The sequence below is a fragment of the Pseudomonas sp. CFBP 8772 genome (assembly GCF_014841665.1).
GTDB classification, from domain to species: Bacteria; Pseudomonadota; Gammaproteobacteria; order Pseudomonadales; family Pseudomonadaceae; genus Aquipseudomonas; species Aquipseudomonas graminis_B.
Genome location: NZ_JACYUI010000002.1, coordinates 116,734 through 136,685 on the forward strand (window position 1 = coordinate 116,734; position 19,952 = coordinate 136,685).

The following is a 19,952-nucleotide window of genomic DNA, read 5'->3' on the forward strand; positions in this document are numbered from 1 at the left end:
TCCGTCGGTTGTCCAGGAGTCGGTCCATGAATGTTCTGTCAGAAACCATCGCGGCCATTGCAACGGCTCCAGGACGAGGAGGCGTGGGTATCGTCCGTATTTCCGGCCCGAAAGCTTGCAAATGCGCCGAGATGATTCTTGGCAAATTGCCACAGCCTCGTTACGCACATTACGGCGCTTTCAAGGGAGAAAGCGGCGAAGTGATTGACGAGGGTATTGGTCTTTATTTTTCAGGACCCCACTCGTTCACCGGGGAGGATGTGCTCGAGCTTCAGGGGCATGGTGGGCCTGTGGTTCTGGATATGCTGTTGCAGCGTTGTGTGCAGCTGGGGTGCCGCCTGGCACGGCCGGGTGAATTCAGCGAACGCGCATTTCTCAATGACAAGCTTGATCTGGCCCAAGCCGAGGCGATTGCGGACCTAATTGAGGCGAGTTCTGCGCAAGCTGCGCGTAACGCCTTGAGGTCGCTGCAGGGTGCATTTTCCCAGCGAGTGCATGAGCTCACTGAGAAACTCATCAGTCTGCGCATTTACGTTGAAGCGGCCATCGACTTTCCAGAGGAGGAAATCGACTTTCTCGCGGACGGTCACGTGCTGACCATGTTGGATAACGTACGCAATCAGTTATCCACAGTGTTGCATGAGGCCAATCAGGGAGCGTTACTCAGGGATGGCATGAATGTGGTTATCGCCGGCAGGCCCAATGCCGGTAAATCCAGTCTCCTGAATGCACTGGCGGGTAAAGAAGCGGCGATCGTAACTGAGATTGCCGGCACAACCCGGGATGTTCTCCGTGAACATATCCACATTGACGGGATGCCTCTTCATGTTGTGGACACTGCCGGTCTACGTGATACCGACGATCAGGTGGAGAAGATAGGCGTTCAACGCGCGCTTCAGGCGATAGGCCAGGCAGATCGCATTTTGTTGGTGGTCGATGCAACGGCGCCCGAGGCGAGCGATCCCTTTGCACTGTGGCCAGAGTTCCTCGATCAACGGCCTGACCCGGCCCATGTCACGCTGATTCGTAACAAGGTGGACTTGAGCGACGAACCAGTGGAACTGGTGACCAGCGTCGATGGCCACGTGACCATCAGCCTGAGTGCGAAGGCCGGTGGGGAAGGTGTGGAGCTTTTGCGCGAGCATCTGAAGGCGTGCATGGGGTATCAGCAAACAGCCGAGGGAAGCTTCAGTGCACGCCGGCGCCATCTTGAGGCGTTGCACACGGCAAGTGCTTCTCTGGAGCATGGACGCTCGCAGCTGACCTTAGCCGGCGCGGGTGAGCTACTTGCCGAGGACCTGCGCCAAGCCCAGCAGTCCCTTGGCGAAATTACCGGCGCCTTCAGCTCGGACGACTTATTGGGGCGGATTTTCTCCAGCTTTTGCATCGGCAAATAGCATCACGCCCTATCCCCAGGCAGGTCAATCTCTCCGGACCTGCCTCATATCGATTCACTCATCCCATTTTTCGTGACTTCCGATCAGCGTACCGGCGGATAAGTGCACCTCGAATTTAACCGTTCAGCACCTGAATGCTCGGATAAGCCCTGTGCATAACCGCAACTGAGCTCGGTTGATAAACAGGCGTCTGACCTGAGGATAATCGTGCCTGTGGACAACTGGTCATTTAATCCACAGGATTAGACCCGTTATCCAAGGGTCTCTTGGTCACATGGACACAGGGTTTTGATTCTCTGTACAGCACGTAGATAAAGGCCCGCATGACTTTATCCACAGAAAGGGTGCTCAGTAGAAATAAACATAAAAACAAAGATCTTATAAATTTCTTTCTTTTTAATTTCTATAACCGCTATTCATCCACAGCTGGTTAGATTTTGCGCAACGGGTTTCTTAAGGGGGGGTAAGTCCCTATACTTGCCGCCATTCCTATTCCCCCCAATCAACAGGCACGAGGTGCGTGGTGGATTTCCCTTCCCGTTTTCAAGTGATCGTCATCGGCGGCGGTCATGCCGGTACCGAGGCAGCACTGGCGTCCGCACGTATGGGTGCTACCACCCTGCTGCTTACGCACAACGTGGAAACCCTCGGCCAAATGAGTTGCAACCCGGCCATTGGTGGCATCGGTAAGAGTCATCTGGTCAAAGAGATCGATGCGCTTGGCGGAGCAATGGCAACGGCCACTGACAAAAGTGGTATCCAGTTCCGCGTGCTCAATAGCCGCAAAGGCCCAGCTGTCCGGGCAACGCGTGCCCAGGCTGACCGGGTGTTGTACAAGGCGGCGGTCAGAGAAATTATTGAAAACCAGCCCAACCTCTGGGTATTCCAGCAGGCATGCGACGACCTGATCGTTGAGCAAGACCAGGTGCGCGGCGTAGTGACTCAGATGGGCCTGCGATTTATGGCCGACTCCGTGGTTCTCACCACGGGTACCTTTCTGGGCGGACTTATCCACATTGGTCTACAGAACTATTCAGGCGGTCGCGCCGGTGATCCGCCATCCATTGCGCTTGCACGCAGGCTCCGTGAGCTCCCGCTCAGAGTGGGCCGTCTGAAAACGGGCACACCTCCGCGCATCGATGGCCGATCTGTGGATTTCTCGGTGATGACAGAACAGCCGGGCGATACGCCGATCCCCGTGATGTCGTTCATGGGCTCCAAGGCCCAGCACCCGAGCCAAGTCAGTTGCTGGATTACCCACACCAACGCCCGGACCCACGAAATCATCGCTGCGAATCTGGATCGGTCGCCGATGTATTCTGCTGCCGGGGAGATCGAAGGGGTCGGCCCGCGCTATTGCCCGTCGATTGAGGACAAGATCCATCGTTTTGCCGACAAGGAAAGCCATCAGGTGTTTATCGAACCGGAAGGTTTGACGACCCATGAGCTTTATCCAAACGGTATATCGACCTCGCTGCCGTTCGATGTACAGCTCCAGATCGTCCGGTCTATTCGCGGGATGGAAAACGCCCACATTGTCCGGCCTGGCTATGCCATCGAGTACGACTACTTCGACCCGCGCGACCTGAAGTACAGCCTGGAAACCAAGGTTATCGGTGGTTTGTTCTTTGCAGGCCAGATCAACGGCACGACCGGTTACGAAGAAGCCGGTGCGCAAGGTTTGCTCGCCGGTGCCAACGCGGCCCTCAGGGCTCAAGGCAAGGACAGCTGGTGTCCGCGTCGCGATGAAGCTTACATCGGCGTGCTGGTGGATGACCTGATTACGCTGGGCACACAAGAGCCGTACCGGATGTTCACCTCGCGCGCCGAATACCGGCTGATTTTGCGCGAAGACAACGCGGACTTGCGTCTGACTGAACAGGGTCGGGCGCTGGGGTTGGTCGACGACGCCCGCTGGGCGGCGTTCTGTGCCAAGCGTGAGGGCATCGAGCTGGAAGAACAACGCCTGAAGTCCACCTGGATTCGTCCGGGTACCGAGCAGGGTGATGCGGTCTCGGCGCACTTCGGCACGCCATTGACCCACGAATACAATCTGCTGAATCTGCTGAGCCGCCCCGAAGTGGATTACGCCAGCCTGGTTGCGCTGACCGGCCACGGCTCGCCTGACCCGCAGGTCGCTGAACAGGTCGAAATCAAGACCAAGTACGCCGGTTACATCGACCGTCAGCAAGATGAAATCACCCGTCTGCGTGCCAGCGAAAATACTCGACTCCCTGCTGACATCGACTACACCGGGATTTCCGGTCTGTCCAAAGAAATCCAGAGCAAGCTGGGGATAACTCGTCCGGAAACCCTAGGCCAAGCCTCGCGGATTCCCGGCGTTACCCCGGCGGCGATTTCTCTGTTGATGATTCATTTGAAAAAACGCGGCGCGGGCCGTCAGTTGGAGCAAAGCGCTTGAATTCGATGGTTTCCCCGCAGCACGCAGAAGAGCTGACGCTCGGCGCTCGAGAGCTCGGCGTCGATTTGAGCGAGAGCCAACATAGTCAGTTGCTGGCGTATCTGGCCTTGCTGATCAAGTGGAACAAGGCCTACAACCTGACCGCAGTTCGTGATCCGGATGAGATGGTCTCTCGCCATCTGCTGGACAGCTTGAGCGTGGTGCGTTTCATCGAAGGTGAGCGTCAGCTGGATGTCGGCAGTGGCGGCGGGATGCCGGGTATCCCGCTGGCCATCCTGTTTCCAGAGATGAAAGTCACCGTGCTGGACAGCAACGGCAAAAAGACTCGGTTTCTGACGCAGGTCAAACTCGAGCTGGCGCTGGCCAATCTTGAAGTTATCCACAGCCGTGCCGAAGCATTCCAGCCTGAGCTGCCGTTCAACGGGATTATCTCCCGCGCTTTCAGCAGCCTGGAAGACTTTACCCAGTGGACTCGGCACATGGGCGACGGTGAAACGCGCTGGTTGGCAATGAAGGGTCTGCATCCGGTGGATGAACTGGTAGCATTGCCCGCAGATTTTCATCTGGAAAGCGCGCAAGCCTTGGCCGTACCCGGTTGCCAAGGTCAACGGCATCTGCTGATACTGCGCCGCACGGCATGACAGGGAACACACGCAAGAATGGCTAAGGTATTCGCGATAGCGAACCAAAAAGGGGGGGTGGGTAAGACCACAACCTGCATCAACCTCGCGGCTTCGCTGGTGGCTACCAAGCGTCGGGTGCTGTTGATCGATCTCGATCCGCAAGGCAATGCCACCATGGGCAGCGGTGTGGATAAGCATGCGCTCGAGCATTCGGTCTACGATTTGCTGATTGGCGAATGCGACCTGAATCAGGCCATGCACTTTTCCGAACACGGGGGCTATCAGCTGCTGCCGGCAAACCGTGATTTGACGGCTGCCGAGGTGGTCCTGCTCGAAATGCAGATGAAGGAATCGCGTCTGCGTTCGGCACTGGCGCCCATCCGCGAGAATTACGATTACATCCTCATCGACTGCCCTCCATCGCTTTCGATGCTGACGCTGAATGCGCTGGTTGCGGCCGATGGCGTCATTATCCCCATGCAGTGCGAGTATTTCGCGCTCGAAGGTTTGAGCGACCTTGTGGATAACATCAAGCGCATCGGTGAGTTACTCAACCCTCAACTCAAGATCGAAGGCTTGCTACGGACCATGTACGACCCGCGGCTCAGCCTGATCAACGATGTTTCGGCGCAGCTAAAAGAGCACTTTGGCGACCAGCTGTACGACACCGTTATCCCGCGCAATATTCGACTGGCTGAGGCGCCCAGCTTCGGCATGCCGGCATTGGCGTACGACAAGACATCTCGCGGCGCGCTGGCTTACCTGGCGCTTGCGGGCGAGATGGTCCGTCGCCAACGTCGCGGCAGTCGTGCCGCGGCCCAGCCCACTTAAGGAAATTCCATGGCCGTCAAGAAACGTGGACTCGGACGTGGGCTGGACGCACTGCTGAGCAGCCCCACCGTCACCGCCCTGGAAGAACAGGCGGTTAAGGCCAGTGAGCGCGAGCTTCAGCACATTCCGCTGGACCTTATTCAACGAGGCAAATATCAGCCGCGTCGTGATATGGATCCCCAGGCATTGGAAGAACTGGCGAACTCGATCAAGGCGCAAGGGGTGATGCAGCCGATCGTGGTCCGTCCGATTGCTGACAACCGCTTCGAAATCATCGCAGGAGAGCGCCGCTGGCGCGCGAGCCAGCAGGCAGGGATCGAAACCATCCCTGCCATGGTGCGCGACGTGCCTGATGAAGCGGCCATCGCGATGGCGCTGATCGAGAACATTCAGCGCGAAGACTTGAATCCGATCGAGGAAGCGATTGCACTGCAGCGTCTGCAGCAGGAATTTCAGCTGACCCAACAGCAAGTGGCCGAGGCGGTGGGTAAATCGCGAGTCAGCGTCGCGAATCTGCTGCGCCTGATCGCATTGCCGGAAGCGATCAAGACAATGCTCTCCCATGGTGATCTGGAGATGGGCCACGCCCGTGCGCTGCTGGGTCTACCCGAAGATCAGCAGGTTGATGGGGCGCGACACGTTGTCGCACGCGGTCTGACTGTGCGTCAGACCGAGGCACTGGTTCGCCAGTGGCTCAGCGGGAAGCAGGACGCTGCGGAGCCAGTGAAGGCCGATCCTGACATCACACGTCTGGAGCAGCGCCTCGCCGAGCGGCTGGGCTCCGCGGTGCAAATCCGCCATGGACAGAAGGGCAAAGGTCAGTTGGTTATCCGTTATAACTCTCTGGATGAGCTGCAGGGTGTGCTCGCCCACATTCGCTGAAACAAATCATGCGTAGCGCGTAGTCGGAAATCACTACCTGGCAGTTGAATAGGGGCTGAACCGCCCCTATACTCTGCGCGCATTTTGTCGGCACAATTTATGCCAAGTTATTGATTTTGGCGGCCGGCTCACGAGGAGCCCATGTGATGGAGACACGCACGCCAAACCGCTTGCCATTCCATCGCCTGGCTGTTTTCCCGATTTTGCTGGCTCAGTTGATTGTCCTTCTCGGGGCTGCGCTGGCGCTTTGGCAGTGGCACGGTGTCGTGGCCGGGTATTCAGGGCTTTGCGGAGGCCTGATAGCCTGGCTGCCGAATTTGTACTTTGCTCATAAGGCATTCCGGTACTCCGGGGCCAGGGCAGCGCAGGCCATCGTTCGGTCGTTCTACGCCGGCGAGGCAGGCAAGCTGATTTTTACGGCAGTGCTTTTTGCACTGACGTTTGCAGGAGTAAAGCCGCTGGCTCCGCTGGCGGTTTTCGGCGTATTCATACTGACCCAGCTGGTCAGCTGGTTTGCGCCCCTGCTACTGAAAACAAGACTTTCGAGACCTTAGGGCGTTTGAGGCAACCATGGCAGAGCAGACAGCTTCGGGCTATATCCAGCACCACTTGCAGAATTTGACCTTTGGTCATTTGCCTGACGGCAGTTGGGGCTTCGCGCATTCTGCGGCGGAAGCAAAAGAAATGGGCTTTTGGGCTTTCCACGTCGATACCCTCGGCTGGTCTGTCGCACTGGGTCTGATTTTCGTCCTTATCTTCCGTATGGCCGCAAAAAAGGCGACTTCCGGCCAGCCGGGCGCATTGCAAAACTTCGTTGAAGTCCTCGTCGAGTTTGTCGATGGCAGCGTTCGAGACAGCTTCCATGGCCGTAGTGCCGTGATCGCACCTCTGGCATTGACCATCTTTGCCTGGGTGTTCCTGATGAACGCCGTCGACTTGATTCCTGTCGACTGGATCCCGCAATTGGCAATCATGGTCACCGGTGATCACCACATTCCTTTCCGCGCCGTCTCGACAACCGATCCTAACGCGACGCTGGGTATGGCACTCTCCGTATTCGCGCTGATCATTTTTTACAGCATCAAGATCAAGGGTATCGGCGGCTTCATCGGCGAATTGACCCTGCACCCGTTCGGCAGCAAGAACATTTTCGTTCAGGCTCTGTTGATTCCGGTGAACTTCCTGCTTGAATTCGTGACTCTGGTGGCCAAGCCGATCTCCCTGGCACTGCGACTGTTCGGCAACATGTACGCGGGTGAGCTGGTGTTCATTCTGATCGCGGTCATGTTCGGCAGCGGCCTGCTGTGGCTCAGCGGTCTGGGCGTGGTCCTGCAATGGGCGTGGGCTGTGTTCCACATCCTGATCATCACCCTGCAAGCGTTCATCTTCATGATGCTGACCATCGTGTACCTGTCGATGGCTCACGAAGATAACCATTGAGACCCGCCTGGCGAGTCTGATGATCCCCTTGCTTCGGTAAGGGGGTGCCCGCGAGGGCTTGATGTAAGAAACGATTTTGCTTTACCGCTTTAATCTAAGAAAACCTAACCAATACGACGTAAAAGTCGGGAGGAAAGATGGAAACTGTAGTTGGTCTAACTGCTATCGCTGTTGCACTGCTGATCGGCCTGGGCGCACTGGGTACTGCAATCGGTTTCGGCCTGCTGGGCGGTAAATTCCTGGAAGGCGCTGCGCGTCAACCGGAAATGGTTCCAATGCTGCAAGTTAAAATGTTCATCGTGGCTGGTCTGCTCGACGCCGTGACCATGATCGGTGTTGGTATCGCTCTGTTCTTCACTTTTGCGAACCCCTTCGTTGGTCAACTCGCTGGCTGATCACTCGAATTTTCGAGTTGATTGGTGTGATGGACAACGAACGAGCGAGGTGTTGGCGTGAACATTAATGCAACCCTGATTGGCCAGTCCGTTGCGTTCTTCATTTTTGTGCTGTTCTGCATGAAGTTCGTGTGGCCTCCGGTCATCGCGGCTTTGCACGAACGTCAGAAGAAGATTGCGGATGGACTGGACGCTGCTACACGAGCAGCTCGCGACCTGGAGCTGGCCCAAGATAAAGTGGGTCAGCAACTGCGCGAAGCTAAGGCTCAGGCAGCTGAGATCATTGAGCAAGCCAAGAAACGCGGTACCCAGATTGTCGACGAAGCCCGTGAACAGGCTCGCGTCGAAGCTGACCGCATCAAGGCTCAGGCTCAGGCCGAGATCGAACAGGAACTGAACGGCGTCAAAGACGCGCTGCGCGCCCAACTGGGTAGCCTGGCAGTCAACGGCGCAGAGAAGATCCTGGGTGCCACAATCGATCAAAACGCGCACGCGGAGCTGGTAAACAAACTGGCTGCTGAAATTTAAGCGAGGGCGATCATGGCAGAACTGACCACGTTGGCCCGACCTTACGCTAAGGCAGCCTTCGAGCATGCACAGGCGCACCAGCAACTGGCCAATTGGTCAGCCATGCTCGGCCTGGCTGCTGCAGTGTCGCAAGACGACACGATGCAGCGCATGCTCAAGGCCCCGCGACTGACGAGCGCAGACAAGGCCGCCACTTTTATTGAAGTGTGCGGCGACAAGTTCGATGCCAAGGCACAGAATTTCATTCACGTCGTTGCTGAAAACGACCGTCTTCAGCTTCTGCCGGAGATCTCCGAACTGTTCGAGCTTTACAAGGCCGAACAGGAAAAATCGGTAGATGTGGATGTAACTAGTGCCTTCGCATTGAACCAAGAACAGCAAGACAAACTCGCCAAGGTTCTCAGTGCACGGCTCGGCCGGGAAGTGCGCCTGCACGCTGCGGAGGATGCTGCCCTGATAGGTGGTGTCATCATCCGCGCCGGCGACCTGGTTATCGATGGCTCAGTTCGCGGCAAACTCGCGCAACTAGCCGAAGCATTGAAATCTTGAGTTTGAAGGGGCAGCAGAGCAATGCAGCAACTCAATCCTTCCGAAATAAGTGAAATCATCAAGGGCCGCATCGAGAACCTCGATGTAGCCTCCCAAGCCCGAAACGAAGGCACTGTCGTCAGCGTGTCTGACGGTATCGTGCGGATTCACGGTCTCGCCGACGCTATGTACGGCGAAATGATCGAGTTCCCGGGCGGCGTTTACGGTATGGCACTGAACCTGGAGCAAGACTCCGTGGGTGCTGTCGTACTGGGCGCTTACACCTCTCTGGCTGAAGGCATGAGTGCCAAGTGCACCGGCCGCATCCTGGAAGTTCCGGTTGGTAAGGAACTCCTGGGTCGCGTGGTCGACGCACTGGGCAACCCTGTCGACGGCAAAGGTCCGCTGAACAACACCGAGACCGATGCGGTCGAGAAAGTTGCTCCAGGCGTGATCTGGCGTAAGTCGGTAGACCAGCCTGTACAGACTGGCTACAAGGCTGTCGATGCGATGATCCCCGTCGGCCGTGGCCAGCGTGAGCTGATCATCGGCGACCGTCAGATCGGTAAAACCGCTCTGGCGATCGACGCGATCATCAACCAGAAGAACAGCGGCATTTTCTGCGTCTACGTAGCAATCGGTCAGAAGCAATCGACCATCGCCAACGTTGTTCGCAAGCTGGAAGAAAACGGCGCTCTGGCCAACACGATCATCGTGGCGGCCAGTGCTTCGGAATCTCCTGCGCTGCAATTCCTGGCTCCGTATGCCGGTTGCACCATGGGCGAGTACTTCCGCGACCGCGGTGAAGACGCACTGATCGTTTATGACGATCTGTCCAAGCAGGCCGTGGCTTATCGCCAGATATCCCTGCTCCTGCGCCGTCCACCAGGCCGTGAAGCTTACCCAGGCGACGTGTTCTATCTCCACTCCCGTCTGCTGGAGCGTGCATCCCGCGTTTCGGAAGAGTACGTAGAGAAGTTCACCAATGGCGCAGTGACCGGCAAAACCGGTTCCCTGACCGCATTGCCGATTATCGAAACCCAGGCTGGCGACGTTTCCGCGTTCGTTCCGACCAACGTGATTTCCATCACTGACGGTCAGATCTTCCTGGAATCGGCCATGTTCAACTCCGGCATCCGCCCGGCAGTGAACGCCGGTGTTTCGGTATCCCGTGTGGGTGGTGCCGCTCAGACCAAGATCATCAAGAAGCTCTCCGGTGGTATCCGTACCGCTCTGGCTCAGTACCGTGAACTGGCAGCATTTGCCCAGTTCGCCTCTGATCTGGACGAAGCGACCCGTAAGCAACTTGAGCATGGTCAGCGCGTGACCGAGCTGATGAAGCAGAAGCAATATGCGCCAATGTCGATCGCTGACATGTCGCTGTCGCTGTATGCCGCTGAGCGTGGGTTCCTGACTGACGTCGAAATCGCCAAGGTTGGCAGCTTTGAACAAGCGCTGATTGCTTACTTCAACCGAGATCACGCCGATTTGATGGCGAAGATCAACGTGAAGGGTGACTTCAATGACGAAATCGATTCTGGCCTGAAAGCCGGTATCGAGAAGTTCAAGGCCACCCAAACCTGGTAAGCCGCAGCGGGAGCCGCGAGGTTCCCGCTTGCTAACCTGATAGGTGTTACATGGCAGGCGCAAAAGAGATTCGCAGCAAGATTGCGAGCATCAAAAGCACGCAAAAGATCACCAGCGCCATGGAAAAAGTGGCGGTCAGTAAAATGCGCAAGGCTCAAATGCGCATGGCTGCTAGCCGTCCTTACGCGGAGCGCATCCGCCAGGTGATTGGTCATCTCGCCAACGCTAACCCGGAATACCGTCATCCCTTCATGATCGAGCGCGAAGTAAAGCGCGTCGGTTACGTCGTGGTGAGCAGTGACCGTGGTCTGTGTGGTGGCTTGAATACCAACCTGTTCAAGGCTTTGGTCAAGGACATGGCGAAGAACCGTGAAAACGGCGTAGAGATCGATCTGTGCGTGGTCGGCAGCAAAGGTGCGGCGTTTTTCCGCAACTTCGGCGGTAACGTCGTCGCTGCGATCAGCCACTTGGGCGAAGAGCCGTCGATCAACGATTTGATCGGCAGCGTCAAGGTGATGCTGGATGCCTACCTGGAGGGCCGTATTGATCGCCTGTCCGTGGTGTCCAACAAGTTCATCAACACCATGACTCAGCAGCCAACGGTCGAGCAGTTGATTCCGTTGGTCGCGACCCAGGATCAAGAACTCAAGCACCACTGGGATTACCTGTACGAACCCGACGCCAAAGAGCTGCTGGACGGCTTGATGGTCCGTTACGTGGAGTCACAGGTCTATCAGGCGGTGGTCGAGAACAACGCGGCTGAACAGGCTGCGCGGATGATCGCGATGAAGAACGCCACTGACAACGCCGGTGATCTGATCAGCGATTTGCAGCTGATCTACAACAAGGCGCGTCAGGCAGCGATCACCCAAGAGATCTCGGAAATCGTCGGCGGCGCTGCCGCGGTTTAACGGTTCAAATATTCAGAGGATCCAGCTAATGAGTAGCGGACGTATCGTTCAAATCATCGGCGCCGTGATCGACGTGGAATTTCCACGCGACAGCGTACCGAGCATCTACAACGCGCTGAAAGTACAAGGCGCGGAAACTACTCTGGAAGTTCAGCAGCAGCTGGGCGACGGCGTAGTTCGTACCATTGCGATGGGTTCCACCGAAGGCTTGAAGCGCGGTCTGGACGTTATCGACAGCGGCGCAGCTATCTCCGTACCGGTCGGTAAAGCGACGCTGGGCCGGATCATGGACGTACTGGGCAACCCGATCGATGAAGCGGGCCCGATCGAGACCGAAGAGCGCTGGGGCATTCACCGTCCTGCGCCTTCGTTCGCTGATCAGGCTGGCGGCAACGACCTCCTGGAAACCGGCATCAAGGTCATCGACCTGGTTTGCCCGTTTGCCAAAGGCGGTAAAGTCGGTCTGTTCGGTGGTGCCGGTGTCGGCAAGACCGTAAACATGATGGAACTGATCCGTAACATCGCCATCGAGCACAGCGGTTATTCCGTGTTCGCCGGTGTGGGCGAGCGTACCCGTGAGGGTAACGACTTCTACCACGAGATGAAGGACTCCAACGTTCTGGACAAAGTAGCGCTGGTCTACGGTCAGATGAACGAGCCGCCGGGTAACCGTCTGCGCGTCGCCCTGACTGGCCTGACCATGGCTGAGAAGTTCCGTGACGAAGGTAACGACGTTCTGTTGTTTGTCGACAACATCTACCGTTACACACTGGCCGGTACTGAAGTATCCGCACTGCTGGGCCGTATGCCGTCTGCAGTAGGTTACCAGCCGACGCTGGCTGAAGAGATGGGCGTGCTTCAAGAGCGCATCACTTCGACCAAGGAAGGCTCGATCACTTCGATCCAGGCGGTATACGTACCGGCGGATGACTTGACTGACCCATCGCCAGCTACAACGTTTGCTCACTTGGACGCCACTGTCGTTCTGTCCCGTGACATCGCATCCCTGGGTATCTACCCAGCGGTCGATCCACTGGACTCGACTTCGCGCCAGCTGGACCCGAACGTCATCGGTCAGGAGCATTACGACACCGCTCGCGGCGTTCAGTATGTTCTGCAGCGTTACAAAGAGCTGAAAGACATCATCGCGATCCTGGGTATGGACGAGCTGTCGGAAACCGACAAGCAGTTGGTATCCCGCGCTCGTAAGATTCAGCGCTTCCTGTCGCAGCCGTTCTTCGTGGCTGAAGTCTTCACCGGTGCCTCGGGTAAATACGTTTCCCTGAAAGACACCATTGCTGGCTTCAAAGGCATCCTCGCCGGTGACTACGACCATCTGCCTGAACAGGCGTTTTACATGGTCGGCGGCATCGAAGAAGCGATCGAGAAAGCCAAGAAACTGTAATCCAGGCGCCCGGCAACGGGCGCTAATCAGGTTGAGGCAGGCAAATGGCTATGACAGTCCATTGCGATATCGTCAGCGCGGAAGGAGAGATTTTCTCCGGTCTGGTCGAGATGGTGATTGCACACGGTAACCTGGGTGATATCGGTATTGCTCCAGGTCACGCACCGTTGATCACCGATCTGAAGCCAGGTCCGATCCGTCTGATCAAGCAGGGTGGCGAAGCCGAGGTGTTTTACATCTCCGGTGGTTTCCTTGAGGTTCAACCGAACATGGTCAAAGTGCTTGCCGATACCGTGCAACGCGCTGCTGATCTGGACGAAGCCTCAGCTCAGGAAGCCGTCAAGGCTGCCGAGCGTGCTCTGAATGAAAAAGGCGCAGATTTCGATTACGGATCTGCTGCTGCACGTCTGGCGGAGGCCGCGGCTCAGCTGCGCACCGTTCAGCAAATTCGCAAGAAGTTCGGCGGCTAACCCCGACGTCTCGTTGCGCGATTGAGTAAAAGGGTAGCCTCGGCTACCCTTTTTCTTTTTTCGGCTTTCTCGCCCGAATCATCAGCTTGGCTAATGTGGCCTGCTCGTCTGGAATCCCTTCATGTCTCTCGATATCGTCATTCTTGCTGCGGGTCAGGGCACTCGCATGCGTTCTGCTCTGCCCAAGGTGTTGCATCCTGTGGCCGGTAAATCGATGCTCGGTCATGTTATCCATAGCGCACGGCAGCTTTCACCCCAAGGCATTCATGTGGTTATCGGGCATGGCGCCGAGCGGGTCCGCGAGCAACTGGCCAGCGATGATCTGAGTTTTGTTCTGCAGGACAAACAATTGGGGACAGGCCATGCAGTCGCGCAAGCGCTGCCGGTATTGACCGCCGAAACCGTCCTGATTCTTTACGGCGACGTCCCGCTCATAAAAGTGGAGACCTTGCACCGCTTGCTTGCCCTGGTAAACCATCAGCAACTGGGCCTGCTGACAGTCACCCTGGATGACCCAACCGGCTACGGTCGGATTGTTCGTGACACGGAGCACCGCGTCACTGCCATCGTCGAGCACAAGGATGCAACGGAAGCGCAGAAGGCTATCAAGGAAGGGAACACCGGAATACTCGCAGTACCGGGCAAGCACCTGGCCGACTGGCTGGGCCGCCTTTCCAATAACAATGCTCAAGGTGAGTATTACTTGACCGATGTTATCGCGATGGCCGTCAGCGATGGCTTGGTAGTCGCCACCGCACAGCCTGAAGATGCGATGGAAGTGCAGGGCGCCAATGATCGTAAACAGCTTGCCGAGCTCGAGCGTCATTACCAGCAGCGCGAAGCCCGCCGACTCATGGCGTTGGGCGTCACCCTTCGGGACCCGGCGCGTTTCGACGTTCGTGGCGACGTCACCACGGGCCGCGACGTGATGATCGACGTGAACGTCATCCTTGAAGGCCGAGTGGTGATCGAAGACGACGTTTCGATTGGGCCAAACTGCGTGATCAAGGACAGCACCTTGCGCAAAGGCGCAATCATCAAGGCAAACAGTCACCTGGAAGGCGCAATCGTGGGCGAAGGCGCGGATGCGGGGCCTTTCGCTCGTCTGCGCCCAGGCAGTGTGCTCGACGCCCGCGCCCACGTGGGTAACTTCGTAGAATTGAAGAATGCTCATCTGGGCGAGGGTGCCAAGGCGGGTCATCTGACCTACCTGGGTGACGCGGTCATCGGCGCGCGTACCAACATCGGGGCAGGCACCATTACGTGCAACTACGATGGCGCGAACAAGCACAAGACGGTGATGGGCGAAGACGTATTCATTGGCTCGAACAACTCGCTGGTGGCCCCTGTGCATATCGCGTCGGGCGCGAGCACTGCCGCCGGCTCTGCCATCAATCAGGATGTACCCGCCGAACAGCTTGCGGTCGCCCGTGCGCGTCAACGCAACATAGAAGGCTGGAGGCGTCCGGTGAAAATCAAGAAAGACTAAGTTATCCACAGGTCTGTTCGGCTGCTTGCCAGACAAGCAGCCGATGCCGGGTTTTGGATGGCATCCGTTCAAGCAAATCCCTGATTCCTTCTCTAGAAACGCCTCTCTCCCCTTGACGTATATCTTTCGATGAGCTTTCATTGTGATCGTTAACTTTCGAATCGAAACTTAAGATCATCATGTCGAAACGTAATACGCCCCAGCGCCGCCATAACATCCTTGCTTTGCTCAATGAGCGGTGCGAGGTAAGTGTGGATGAGTTGGCCAAGCGCTTTGAGACCTCCGAGGTGACGGTCCGGAAGGATCTGGCTGCGCTCGAAAGCAACGGGTTGCTGCTTCGTCGTTACGGCGGCGCCATCCCCATGCCCCAGGAATTGATCGGCGAACCCGGCCAGCCCGTTTCCAGGTTCAAACAAGCCATCGCACGCGCGGCGGTTGCCCGCATTCGGGAACACGCACGGATCATCATCGACAGCGGCAGTACAACGGCTGCGATGATCCCGGAGCTGGGGTTGCAGCCGGGCCTCGTGGTGATGACCAATTCACTGCATGTCGCCAACGCGCTGGGTGAGCTGGAGCACGAACCGGTCCTGCTGATGACCGGCGGCACGTGGGACCCGCATTCAGAGTCGTTTCAGGGCCAGGTGGCAGAGCAGGTGCTGCGTTCCTACGATTTTGATCAGCTGTTTATCGGTGCCGATGGCATTGATCTGACTCGCGGCACAACCACATTCAACGAACTGCTCGGCCTCAGCCGGGTGATGGCCGAAGTCGCCCGGGAAGTGATCGTGATGGTCGAGGCTGACAAGGTCGGGCGCAAGATTCCCAATCTGGAGCTGCCCTGGAGCAGCGTCCATACCCTCATTACCGATGATCGCCTGCCTCAAGAGGCACGCGAACAAATTCAGGCTCGCGGCGTAACCTTGATTTGCGCTGCTGTTTCCTAGGAGAAGACCATGTGTGGAATTGTCGGCGCTGTTGCTGAACGGAATGTGACTGCGATCCTGCTGGAGGGTCTCAAGCGCCTGGAATACCGGGGCTACGACAGCGCTGGCGTAGCGTTATTCAACAACGCCGGCGTGCTCGAGCGTCGTCGTCGAGTCGGCAAGGTGAACGAACTGGAGCGGGCTCTTGCCGGCGAACCGGTGACAGGACGCCTCGGCATTGCCCACACCCGTTGGGCGACCCATGGCGCACCGCTGGAGCACAACGCGCACCCGCATTTCTCCAACGAGCAATTGGCGGTGGTCCACAACGGCATCATCGAAAACCATGAGCCGCTTCGCGAGCGCTTGAAGGGTCTGGGTTACGTGTTCACGTCTGACACGGACACCGAGGTCATTGTCCACCTGCTGCACCACAAACTGCGGGACACCCCTGACCTGGCCGCTGCCTTGAAGGCTACGGTCAAAGAACTGCACGGCGCGTATGGTCTTGCGGTCATCAGCGCACAGCAACCGGATCGCCTGATTGCCGCTCGCAGTGGCAGTCCGCTGGTGGTGGGCCTGGGCCTTGGGGAAAACTTCCTCGCCTCCGATCAACTGGCATTGCGTCAGGTCACCGATCGCTTCATGTACCTGGAAGAGGGCGACATCGCCGAGATCCGCCGCGACAGCGTGCAGATCTGGGACGCCTCCGGCCTGCCCGTCGAGCGGGAGACCGTTCAGTACCACGAGGGCGCAGAAGCGGCGGACAAAGGCGAGTACCGCCACTTTATGCTCAAGGAAATCCACGAGCAGCCAAAAGTCGTGCAGCGCACCCTGGAAGGCCGCCTCGGTCAGCAGCAGGTTCTGGTGCAGGCATTCGGGCCGCAAGCGGCGGAGCTGTTCGCTAAAGTGCGCAACGTGCAAATCGTCGCCTGCGGCACCAGCTATCACGCCGGCATGGTCGCGCGTTACTGGCTCGAAGGCCTGGCTGGTATTCCCTGCCAGGTCGAGGTGGCCAGCGAATTCCGCTACCGCAAAGTCGTGGTCCAGCCGGACACGCTGTTCGTTTCGATCTCCCAGTCCGGCGAGACGGCTGACACCTTGGCCGCGCTGCGCAATGCTAAGGAACTGGGTTTTCTTGCCAGCTTGGCGATCTGCAACGTGGGCATCAGTTCGCTGGTGCGTGAGTCCGATCTGACCCTGCTCACTCAGGCCGGCCCGGAAATCGGCGTCGCGTCGACCAAAGCGTTCACCACCCAGTTGGTCGCGCTGATGCTGCTGACGCTGTCCCTGGGTCAGGTCAAAGGCACGCTGGGCGCTGGCGTGGAAGCAGAACTGGTGGAAGAACTGCGCCGCCTGCCGACCCGCCTGGGTGAAGCGCTGGCGATGGACACAACGGTGGAGAAAATTGCCGAACTGTTCGCCGAGAAGAATCACACCCTGTTCCTGGGGCGTGGCGCGCAATTCCCGGTGGCGATGGAAGGGGCGTTAAAGCTCAAGGAAATCTCCTACATCCACGCCGAGGCCTATCCGGCCGGCGAACTGAAACACGGCCCGTTGGCTTTGGTGGACAGCGACATGCCTGTTGTCACCGTGGCACCAAACAACGAGCTGCTGGAGAAGCTGAAATCCAACCTGCAGGAAGTGCGGGCCCGGGGCGGCGAGCTGATCGTCTTCGCGGACGAACAGGCCGGGCTGGTCAACGGAGAGGGCACCCATGTGGTTTCCATGCCCCATATCCTCGATGCACTGACGCCGATTCTCTACACCATCCCGCTGCAACTGCTTTCGTATTACGTGGCAGTGCTGAAGGGGACGGACGTGGATCAGCCGCGTAACTTGGCGAAGTCTGTAACGGTGGAATAAGTTATCCACAGGGCATTGGCCGAGGTCGCCACCGTCCCAGCGAATTAGGGAATCGAAGCCCTCGACGCGTTAAGCGTAAAGCTCACTCCGGTGAGCTTTTATGCCGTTTAAAGCGCAGTTTAGTGCGCGTTAACCTGCCGGTGAGATAAGCACAGACCTCAGCGCGTGGATCTACCCTCTGAGTTGGCGCGGCAGTTTGATAATTGGGATCCAGTTCACAAACCTCGTGCGAACTTTCCTGCATTCCTCGGTACTAAGGTGTCTCGGCAGTAGCTTGATGGCTAATTAATAGCATCTCGGTAAACTTCGCCGCTCTGTTACCAAACGGCTGCCGCTTGTCGGAACAACCACGCCGGTAACAGGCTGTAACTCTTTTTTGTACTTTATTCCTATACCAATCAAAGACTTGCAGAATTATTTGTCAAGAACGCCCATCTGATCCAACGCTTTGGATCACCGGGGGGTTCGATGTTAATTTGCCGCCCCTTGATTTTTCGACGGATCGAACATTCCCTTGTCATTGCCACGGATTCGGTTACTGCTGTGCACCTTCCTGCTCACGTGTGTGAGCCTGAACAGCGCCACCGCTGCCCCCACGCCCGGCGATCAAGACCTGATCCGCGACCGGCAGAACCGCCTGCTCGAAGAGCAAAGCCGCCGCCTGCAAGAGCTTCAGGACTTGCCCGGCAAACAGGCCAAGCCCGAGGCCCCGGCCACGCCGGCCGACAGCCGCTGCTTCCCGATCCAGGACATCGAACTCAAGGGGGCCGACAGCCTGTCCGCCACCGACCGCACGCGCCTGCTCAAACCTTACATCGGCCAATGCCTGGGCGTGACGCAGCTCAACGAACTGCTCAAGGTCATCACCGACTACTACATCGACAAGGGTCGCGTCACCAGCCGTGCCTACTTGCCGCAACAAGACCTCTCCAGCGGTCACCTGCAGGTGCTGGTGGTCGAAGGCAAACTCGAAGCGTTGAAAGCCGCCGAGGGCAGCACCGTGACGGACCGCGAACTGGCTATGGCCTTTCCAGGCAAAGTCGGCGAGGCGCTCGACCTGCGCGAGATCGAGCAACTGGTGGACCAACTCAACCGCTTGCCCTCCAGGCAGGCGCAAATGCAATTGACCCCGGGCCAGCAAATCGGCGGCAGTGACGTAGTGGTCAGGAACATCCCGCAGAAGCCCTGGCGCGCCAGCCTGTCGCGTAACAACGACGGCCAGGAAAGCACCGGTGAACAGCAATGGGACGCGGGCCTGGAATGGGACAGTCCGCTGGGCCTGGGCGACCAATTGATACTGCGCAGCGGCCACGACGCTGTCAGTGACCACCAGGAAACCTCGAAAAACAACATGCTGTATTACAACGTGCCGTGGGGCTGGTGGAACTTCAGCTACACGTACAGCGAAAGCGACTATCGCACCTACGGCCAGACCGACAGCAGCGAATTCAAGCTCAATGGCGATAACGAGAACCACCAGCTGCGCGCCGAGCGGGTGATCCATCGCGATGACGTGAGCAAGACCTCGGTGAACGTCGGCCTGGCCCATCTGCGTACCAACAACTACGTGCTCGACGTGCGCACCGAGCCGAGCAGTAACCGCCTCAGCGAACTCCAACTCGGCCTCAACCACGGTCGGCGCATCGGCAATGCGTTCGTCAACCTTGACCTCGGCATGCAGAACGGCATCGGCCTGCTCGATGCCCAGTCTGAAGAAGAACGCGATGAGTTCGGCAACCGGCAGGCCAATTCGCGCTACCGCAAATACACCGGCACCGTCAGCTACCTGCAGCCGTTCACGCTGTGGGGCGAGTCGTTCAGCTTTACCAGCCTGGCCACCGGTCAGCGTAGCGAAGACATCCTCTTCAGCCCGCAACGCATGAGCCTGGGTGGCTCGGCCTCGGTACGCGGCCTCAAGGACCAGCAGCTTACCGGCGACAGCGGCGGTTACTGGCGCAACGAAGTGCGCTGGGCACGCCCGGTAACGCTGGATTGGATGCGCCCGGCCTTTGCCGAGTACGGCACCAGCGTCGGCTACGACCAGGGCGTGATCAGCAACGACCGCTACAACGGCGACGTGCATGGTCGAGTGTCCAGCAATTCCCTGGAGCTGTTCGCTCGGGGCAAGTACGTCAGCACCAGCGTGACCTTTGCCCATTCTTTAGAAAGACCGGGAGCAGTCACCGAGCGCGAAGCGCCGATCTACTTCCGTATGGATTTCTTCCTGTAATTCAACGCCCCGTTACATCGAG

General features: G+C 57.9%; 18 protein-coding genes. All 18 read left to right on the forward strand.

Features of this window, described 5'->3' with window-relative positions; genetic code table 11:
- The first annotated feature begins 26 nt into the window (after window positions 1-26).
- The 18 genes from mnmE to IFT99_RS04320 all read left to right on the forward strand — a co-directional run bounded on the left by mnmE (window position 27) and on the right by IFT99_RS04320 (window position 19,930).
- The gene (mnmE, locus tag IFT99_RS04235; protein WP_192130594.1) at window positions 27-1,397 is read left to right on the forward strand and encodes a tRNA uridine-5-carboxymethylaminomethyl(34) synthesis GTPase MnmE; all 1,371 of its coding nucleotides are present in this window, start codon (window positions 27-29) and stop codon (window positions 1,395-1,397) included.
- A gap of 523 nt (window positions 1,398-1,920) precedes the next feature.
- On the forward strand, window positions 1,921-3,819 hold the full coding sequence (mnmG, locus tag IFT99_RS04240) for a tRNA uridine-5-carboxymethylaminomethyl(34) synthesis enzyme MnmG (protein ID WP_192130595.1): 1,899 nt from the start codon (window positions 1,921-1,923) through the stop codon (window positions 3,817-3,819).
- A 5-nt stretch (window positions 3,820-3,824) separates the two neighbouring features.
- The gene (gene rsmG / locus IFT99_RS04245) at window positions 3,825-4,460 is read left to right on the forward strand and encodes a 16S rRNA (guanine(527)-N(7))-methyltransferase RsmG (protein WP_192130998.1); all 636 of its coding nucleotides are present in this window, start codon (window positions 3,825-3,827) and stop codon (window positions 4,458-4,460) included.
- An 18-nt stretch (window positions 4,461-4,478) separates the two neighbouring features.
- Window positions 4,479-5,273, forward strand: a complete 795-nt coding sequence (locus tag IFT99_RS04250; protein WP_065988051.1) for a ParA family protein — start codon at window positions 4,479-4,481, stop codon at window positions 5,271-5,273.
- Between the two features lie 9 nt (window positions 5,274-5,282).
- The gene (locus IFT99_RS04255) at window positions 5,283-6,155 is read left to right on the forward strand and encodes a ParB/RepB/Spo0J family partition protein (protein WP_065988052.1); all 873 of its coding nucleotides are present in this window, start codon (window positions 5,283-5,285) and stop codon (window positions 6,153-6,155) included.
- A gap of 146 nt (window positions 6,156-6,301) precedes the next feature.
- Window positions 6,302-6,709, forward strand: coding sequence for a F0F1 ATP synthase subunit I (locus IFT99_RS04260; RefSeq protein WP_065988054.1), 408 nt, complete (start codon window positions 6,302-6,304; stop codon window positions 6,707-6,709).
- Between the two features lie 16 nt (window positions 6,710-6,725).
- Window positions 6,726-7,595, forward strand: coding sequence for a F0F1 ATP synthase subunit A (gene atpB, locus IFT99_RS04265; RefSeq protein WP_065988055.1), 870 nt, complete (start codon window positions 6,726-6,728; stop codon window positions 7,593-7,595).
- A gap of 137 nt (window positions 7,596-7,732) precedes the next feature.
- On the forward strand, window positions 7,733-7,990 hold the full coding sequence (atpE, locus tag IFT99_RS04270; protein WP_002555987.1) for a F0F1 ATP synthase subunit C: 258 nt from the start codon (window positions 7,733-7,735) through the stop codon (window positions 7,988-7,990).
- A gap of 57 nt (window positions 7,991-8,047) precedes the next feature.
- On the forward strand, window positions 8,048-8,518 hold the full coding sequence (locus IFT99_RS04275; RefSeq protein ID WP_065988056.1) for a F0F1 ATP synthase subunit B: 471 nt from the start codon (window positions 8,048-8,050) through the stop codon (window positions 8,516-8,518).
- A 12-nt stretch (window positions 8,519-8,530) separates the two neighbouring features.
- Complete coding sequence (locus IFT99_RS04280; protein WP_037016920.1) at window positions 8,531-9,067, forward strand: F0F1 ATP synthase subunit delta; 537 nt, start codon at window positions 8,531-8,533, stop codon at window positions 9,065-9,067.
- Window positions 9,068-9,088: 21 nt separating this feature from the next.
- Window positions 9,089-10,633: a F0F1 ATP synthase subunit alpha gene (gene atpA, locus IFT99_RS04285; RefSeq protein WP_065988057.1), complete on the forward strand. Its 1,545-nt coding sequence runs from the start codon at window positions 9,089-9,091 to the stop codon at window positions 10,631-10,633.
- Between the two features lie 50 nt (window positions 10,634-10,683).
- Complete coding sequence (atpG, locus tag IFT99_RS04290) at window positions 10,684-11,544, forward strand: F0F1 ATP synthase subunit gamma (RefSeq protein WP_037016916.1); 861 nt, start codon at window positions 10,684-10,686, stop codon at window positions 11,542-11,544.
- Between the two features lie 28 nt (window positions 11,545-11,572).
- Window positions 11,573-12,949: a F0F1 ATP synthase subunit beta gene (atpD, locus tag IFT99_RS04295; RefSeq protein ID WP_065988059.1), complete on the forward strand. Its 1,377-nt coding sequence runs from the start codon at window positions 11,573-11,575 to the stop codon at window positions 12,947-12,949.
- Between the two features lie 44 nt (window positions 12,950-12,993).
- Window positions 12,994-13,419 carry a F0F1 ATP synthase subunit epsilon gene (locus IFT99_RS04300; RefSeq protein WP_037016911.1) on the forward strand — a complete coding sequence of 142 codons (426 nt, stop codon included), beginning with the start codon at window positions 12,994-12,996 and terminating at the stop codon, window positions 13,417-13,419.
- Window positions 13,420-13,540: 121 nt separating this feature from the next.
- On the forward strand, window positions 13,541-14,908 hold the full coding sequence (gene glmU, locus IFT99_RS04305; protein WP_192130596.1) for a bifunctional UDP-N-acetylglucosamine diphosphorylase/glucosamine-1-phosphate N-acetyltransferase GlmU: 1,368 nt from the start codon (window positions 13,541-13,543) through the stop codon (window positions 14,906-14,908).
- Between the two features lie 176 nt (window positions 14,909-15,084).
- Window positions 15,085-15,855, forward strand: coding sequence for a DeoR family transcriptional regulator (locus IFT99_RS04310; RefSeq protein ID WP_192131000.1), 771 nt, complete (start codon window positions 15,085-15,087; stop codon window positions 15,853-15,855).
- 9 nt (window positions 15,856-15,864) lie between these two features.
- Window positions 15,865-17,700, forward strand: coding sequence for a glutamine--fructose-6-phosphate transaminase (isomerizing) (gene glmS, locus IFT99_RS04315; protein WP_065988065.1), 1,836 nt, complete (start codon window positions 15,865-15,867; stop codon window positions 17,698-17,700).
- Window positions 17,701-18,208: 508 nt separating this feature from the next.
- On the forward strand, window positions 18,209-19,930 hold the full coding sequence (locus IFT99_RS04320) for a ShlB/FhaC/HecB family hemolysin secretion/activation protein (protein ID WP_192131002.1): 1,722 nt from the start codon (window positions 18,209-18,211) through the stop codon (window positions 19,928-19,930).
- Window positions 19,931-19,952: the final 22 nt, after the last annotated feature.

What these genes read in the sequence shown, in the direction of transcription:
- mnmE (WP_192130594.1), top strand. Translation starts at nt 27, where the DNA reads ATGAATGTTCTGTCAGAAACCATCGCGGCCATTGCAACGGCTCCAGGA.
- rsmG (WP_192130998.1), top strand. Translation starts at nt 3,825, where the DNA reads ATGGTTTCCCCGCAGCACGCAGAAGAGCTGACGCTCGGCGCTCGAGAG.
- IFT99_RS04250 (WP_065988051.1), top strand. Translation starts at nt 4,479, where the DNA reads ATGGCTAAGGTATTCGCGATAGCGAACCAAAAAGGGGGGGTGGGTAAG.
- IFT99_RS04255 (WP_065988052.1), top strand. Translation starts at nt 5,283, where the DNA reads ATGGCCGTCAAGAAACGTGGACTCGGACGTGGGCTGGACGCACTGCTG.
- IFT99_RS04260 (WP_065988054.1), top strand. Translation starts at nt 6,302, where the DNA reads ATGGAGACACGCACGCCAAACCGCTTGCCATTCCATCGCCTGGCTGTT.
- atpB (WP_065988055.1), top strand. Translation starts at nt 6,726, where the DNA reads ATGGCAGAGCAGACAGCTTCGGGCTATATCCAGCACCACTTGCAGAAT.
- atpE (WP_002555987.1), top strand. Translation starts at nt 7,733, where the DNA reads ATGGAAACTGTAGTTGGTCTAACTGCTATCGCTGTTGCACTGCTGATC.
- IFT99_RS04280 (WP_037016920.1), top strand. Translation starts at nt 8,531, where the DNA reads ATGGCAGAACTGACCACGTTGGCCCGACCTTACGCTAAGGCAGCCTTC.
- atpA (WP_065988057.1), top strand. Translation starts at nt 9,089, where the DNA reads ATGCAGCAACTCAATCCTTCCGAAATAAGTGAAATCATCAAGGGCCGC.
- atpG (WP_037016916.1), top strand. Translation starts at nt 10,684, where the DNA reads ATGGCAGGCGCAAAAGAGATTCGCAGCAAGATTGCGAGCATCAAAAGC.
- atpD (WP_065988059.1), top strand. Translation starts at nt 11,573, where the DNA reads ATGAGTAGCGGACGTATCGTTCAAATCATCGGCGCCGTGATCGACGTG.
- IFT99_RS04300 (WP_037016911.1), top strand. Translation starts at nt 12,994, where the DNA reads ATGGCTATGACAGTCCATTGCGATATCGTCAGCGCGGAAGGAGAGATT.
- glmU (WP_192130596.1), top strand. Translation starts at nt 13,541, where the DNA reads ATGTCTCTCGATATCGTCATTCTTGCTGCGGGTCAGGGCACTCGCATG.
- glmS (WP_065988065.1), top strand. Translation starts at nt 15,865, where the DNA reads ATGTGTGGAATTGTCGGCGCTGTTGCTGAACGGAATGTGACTGCGATC.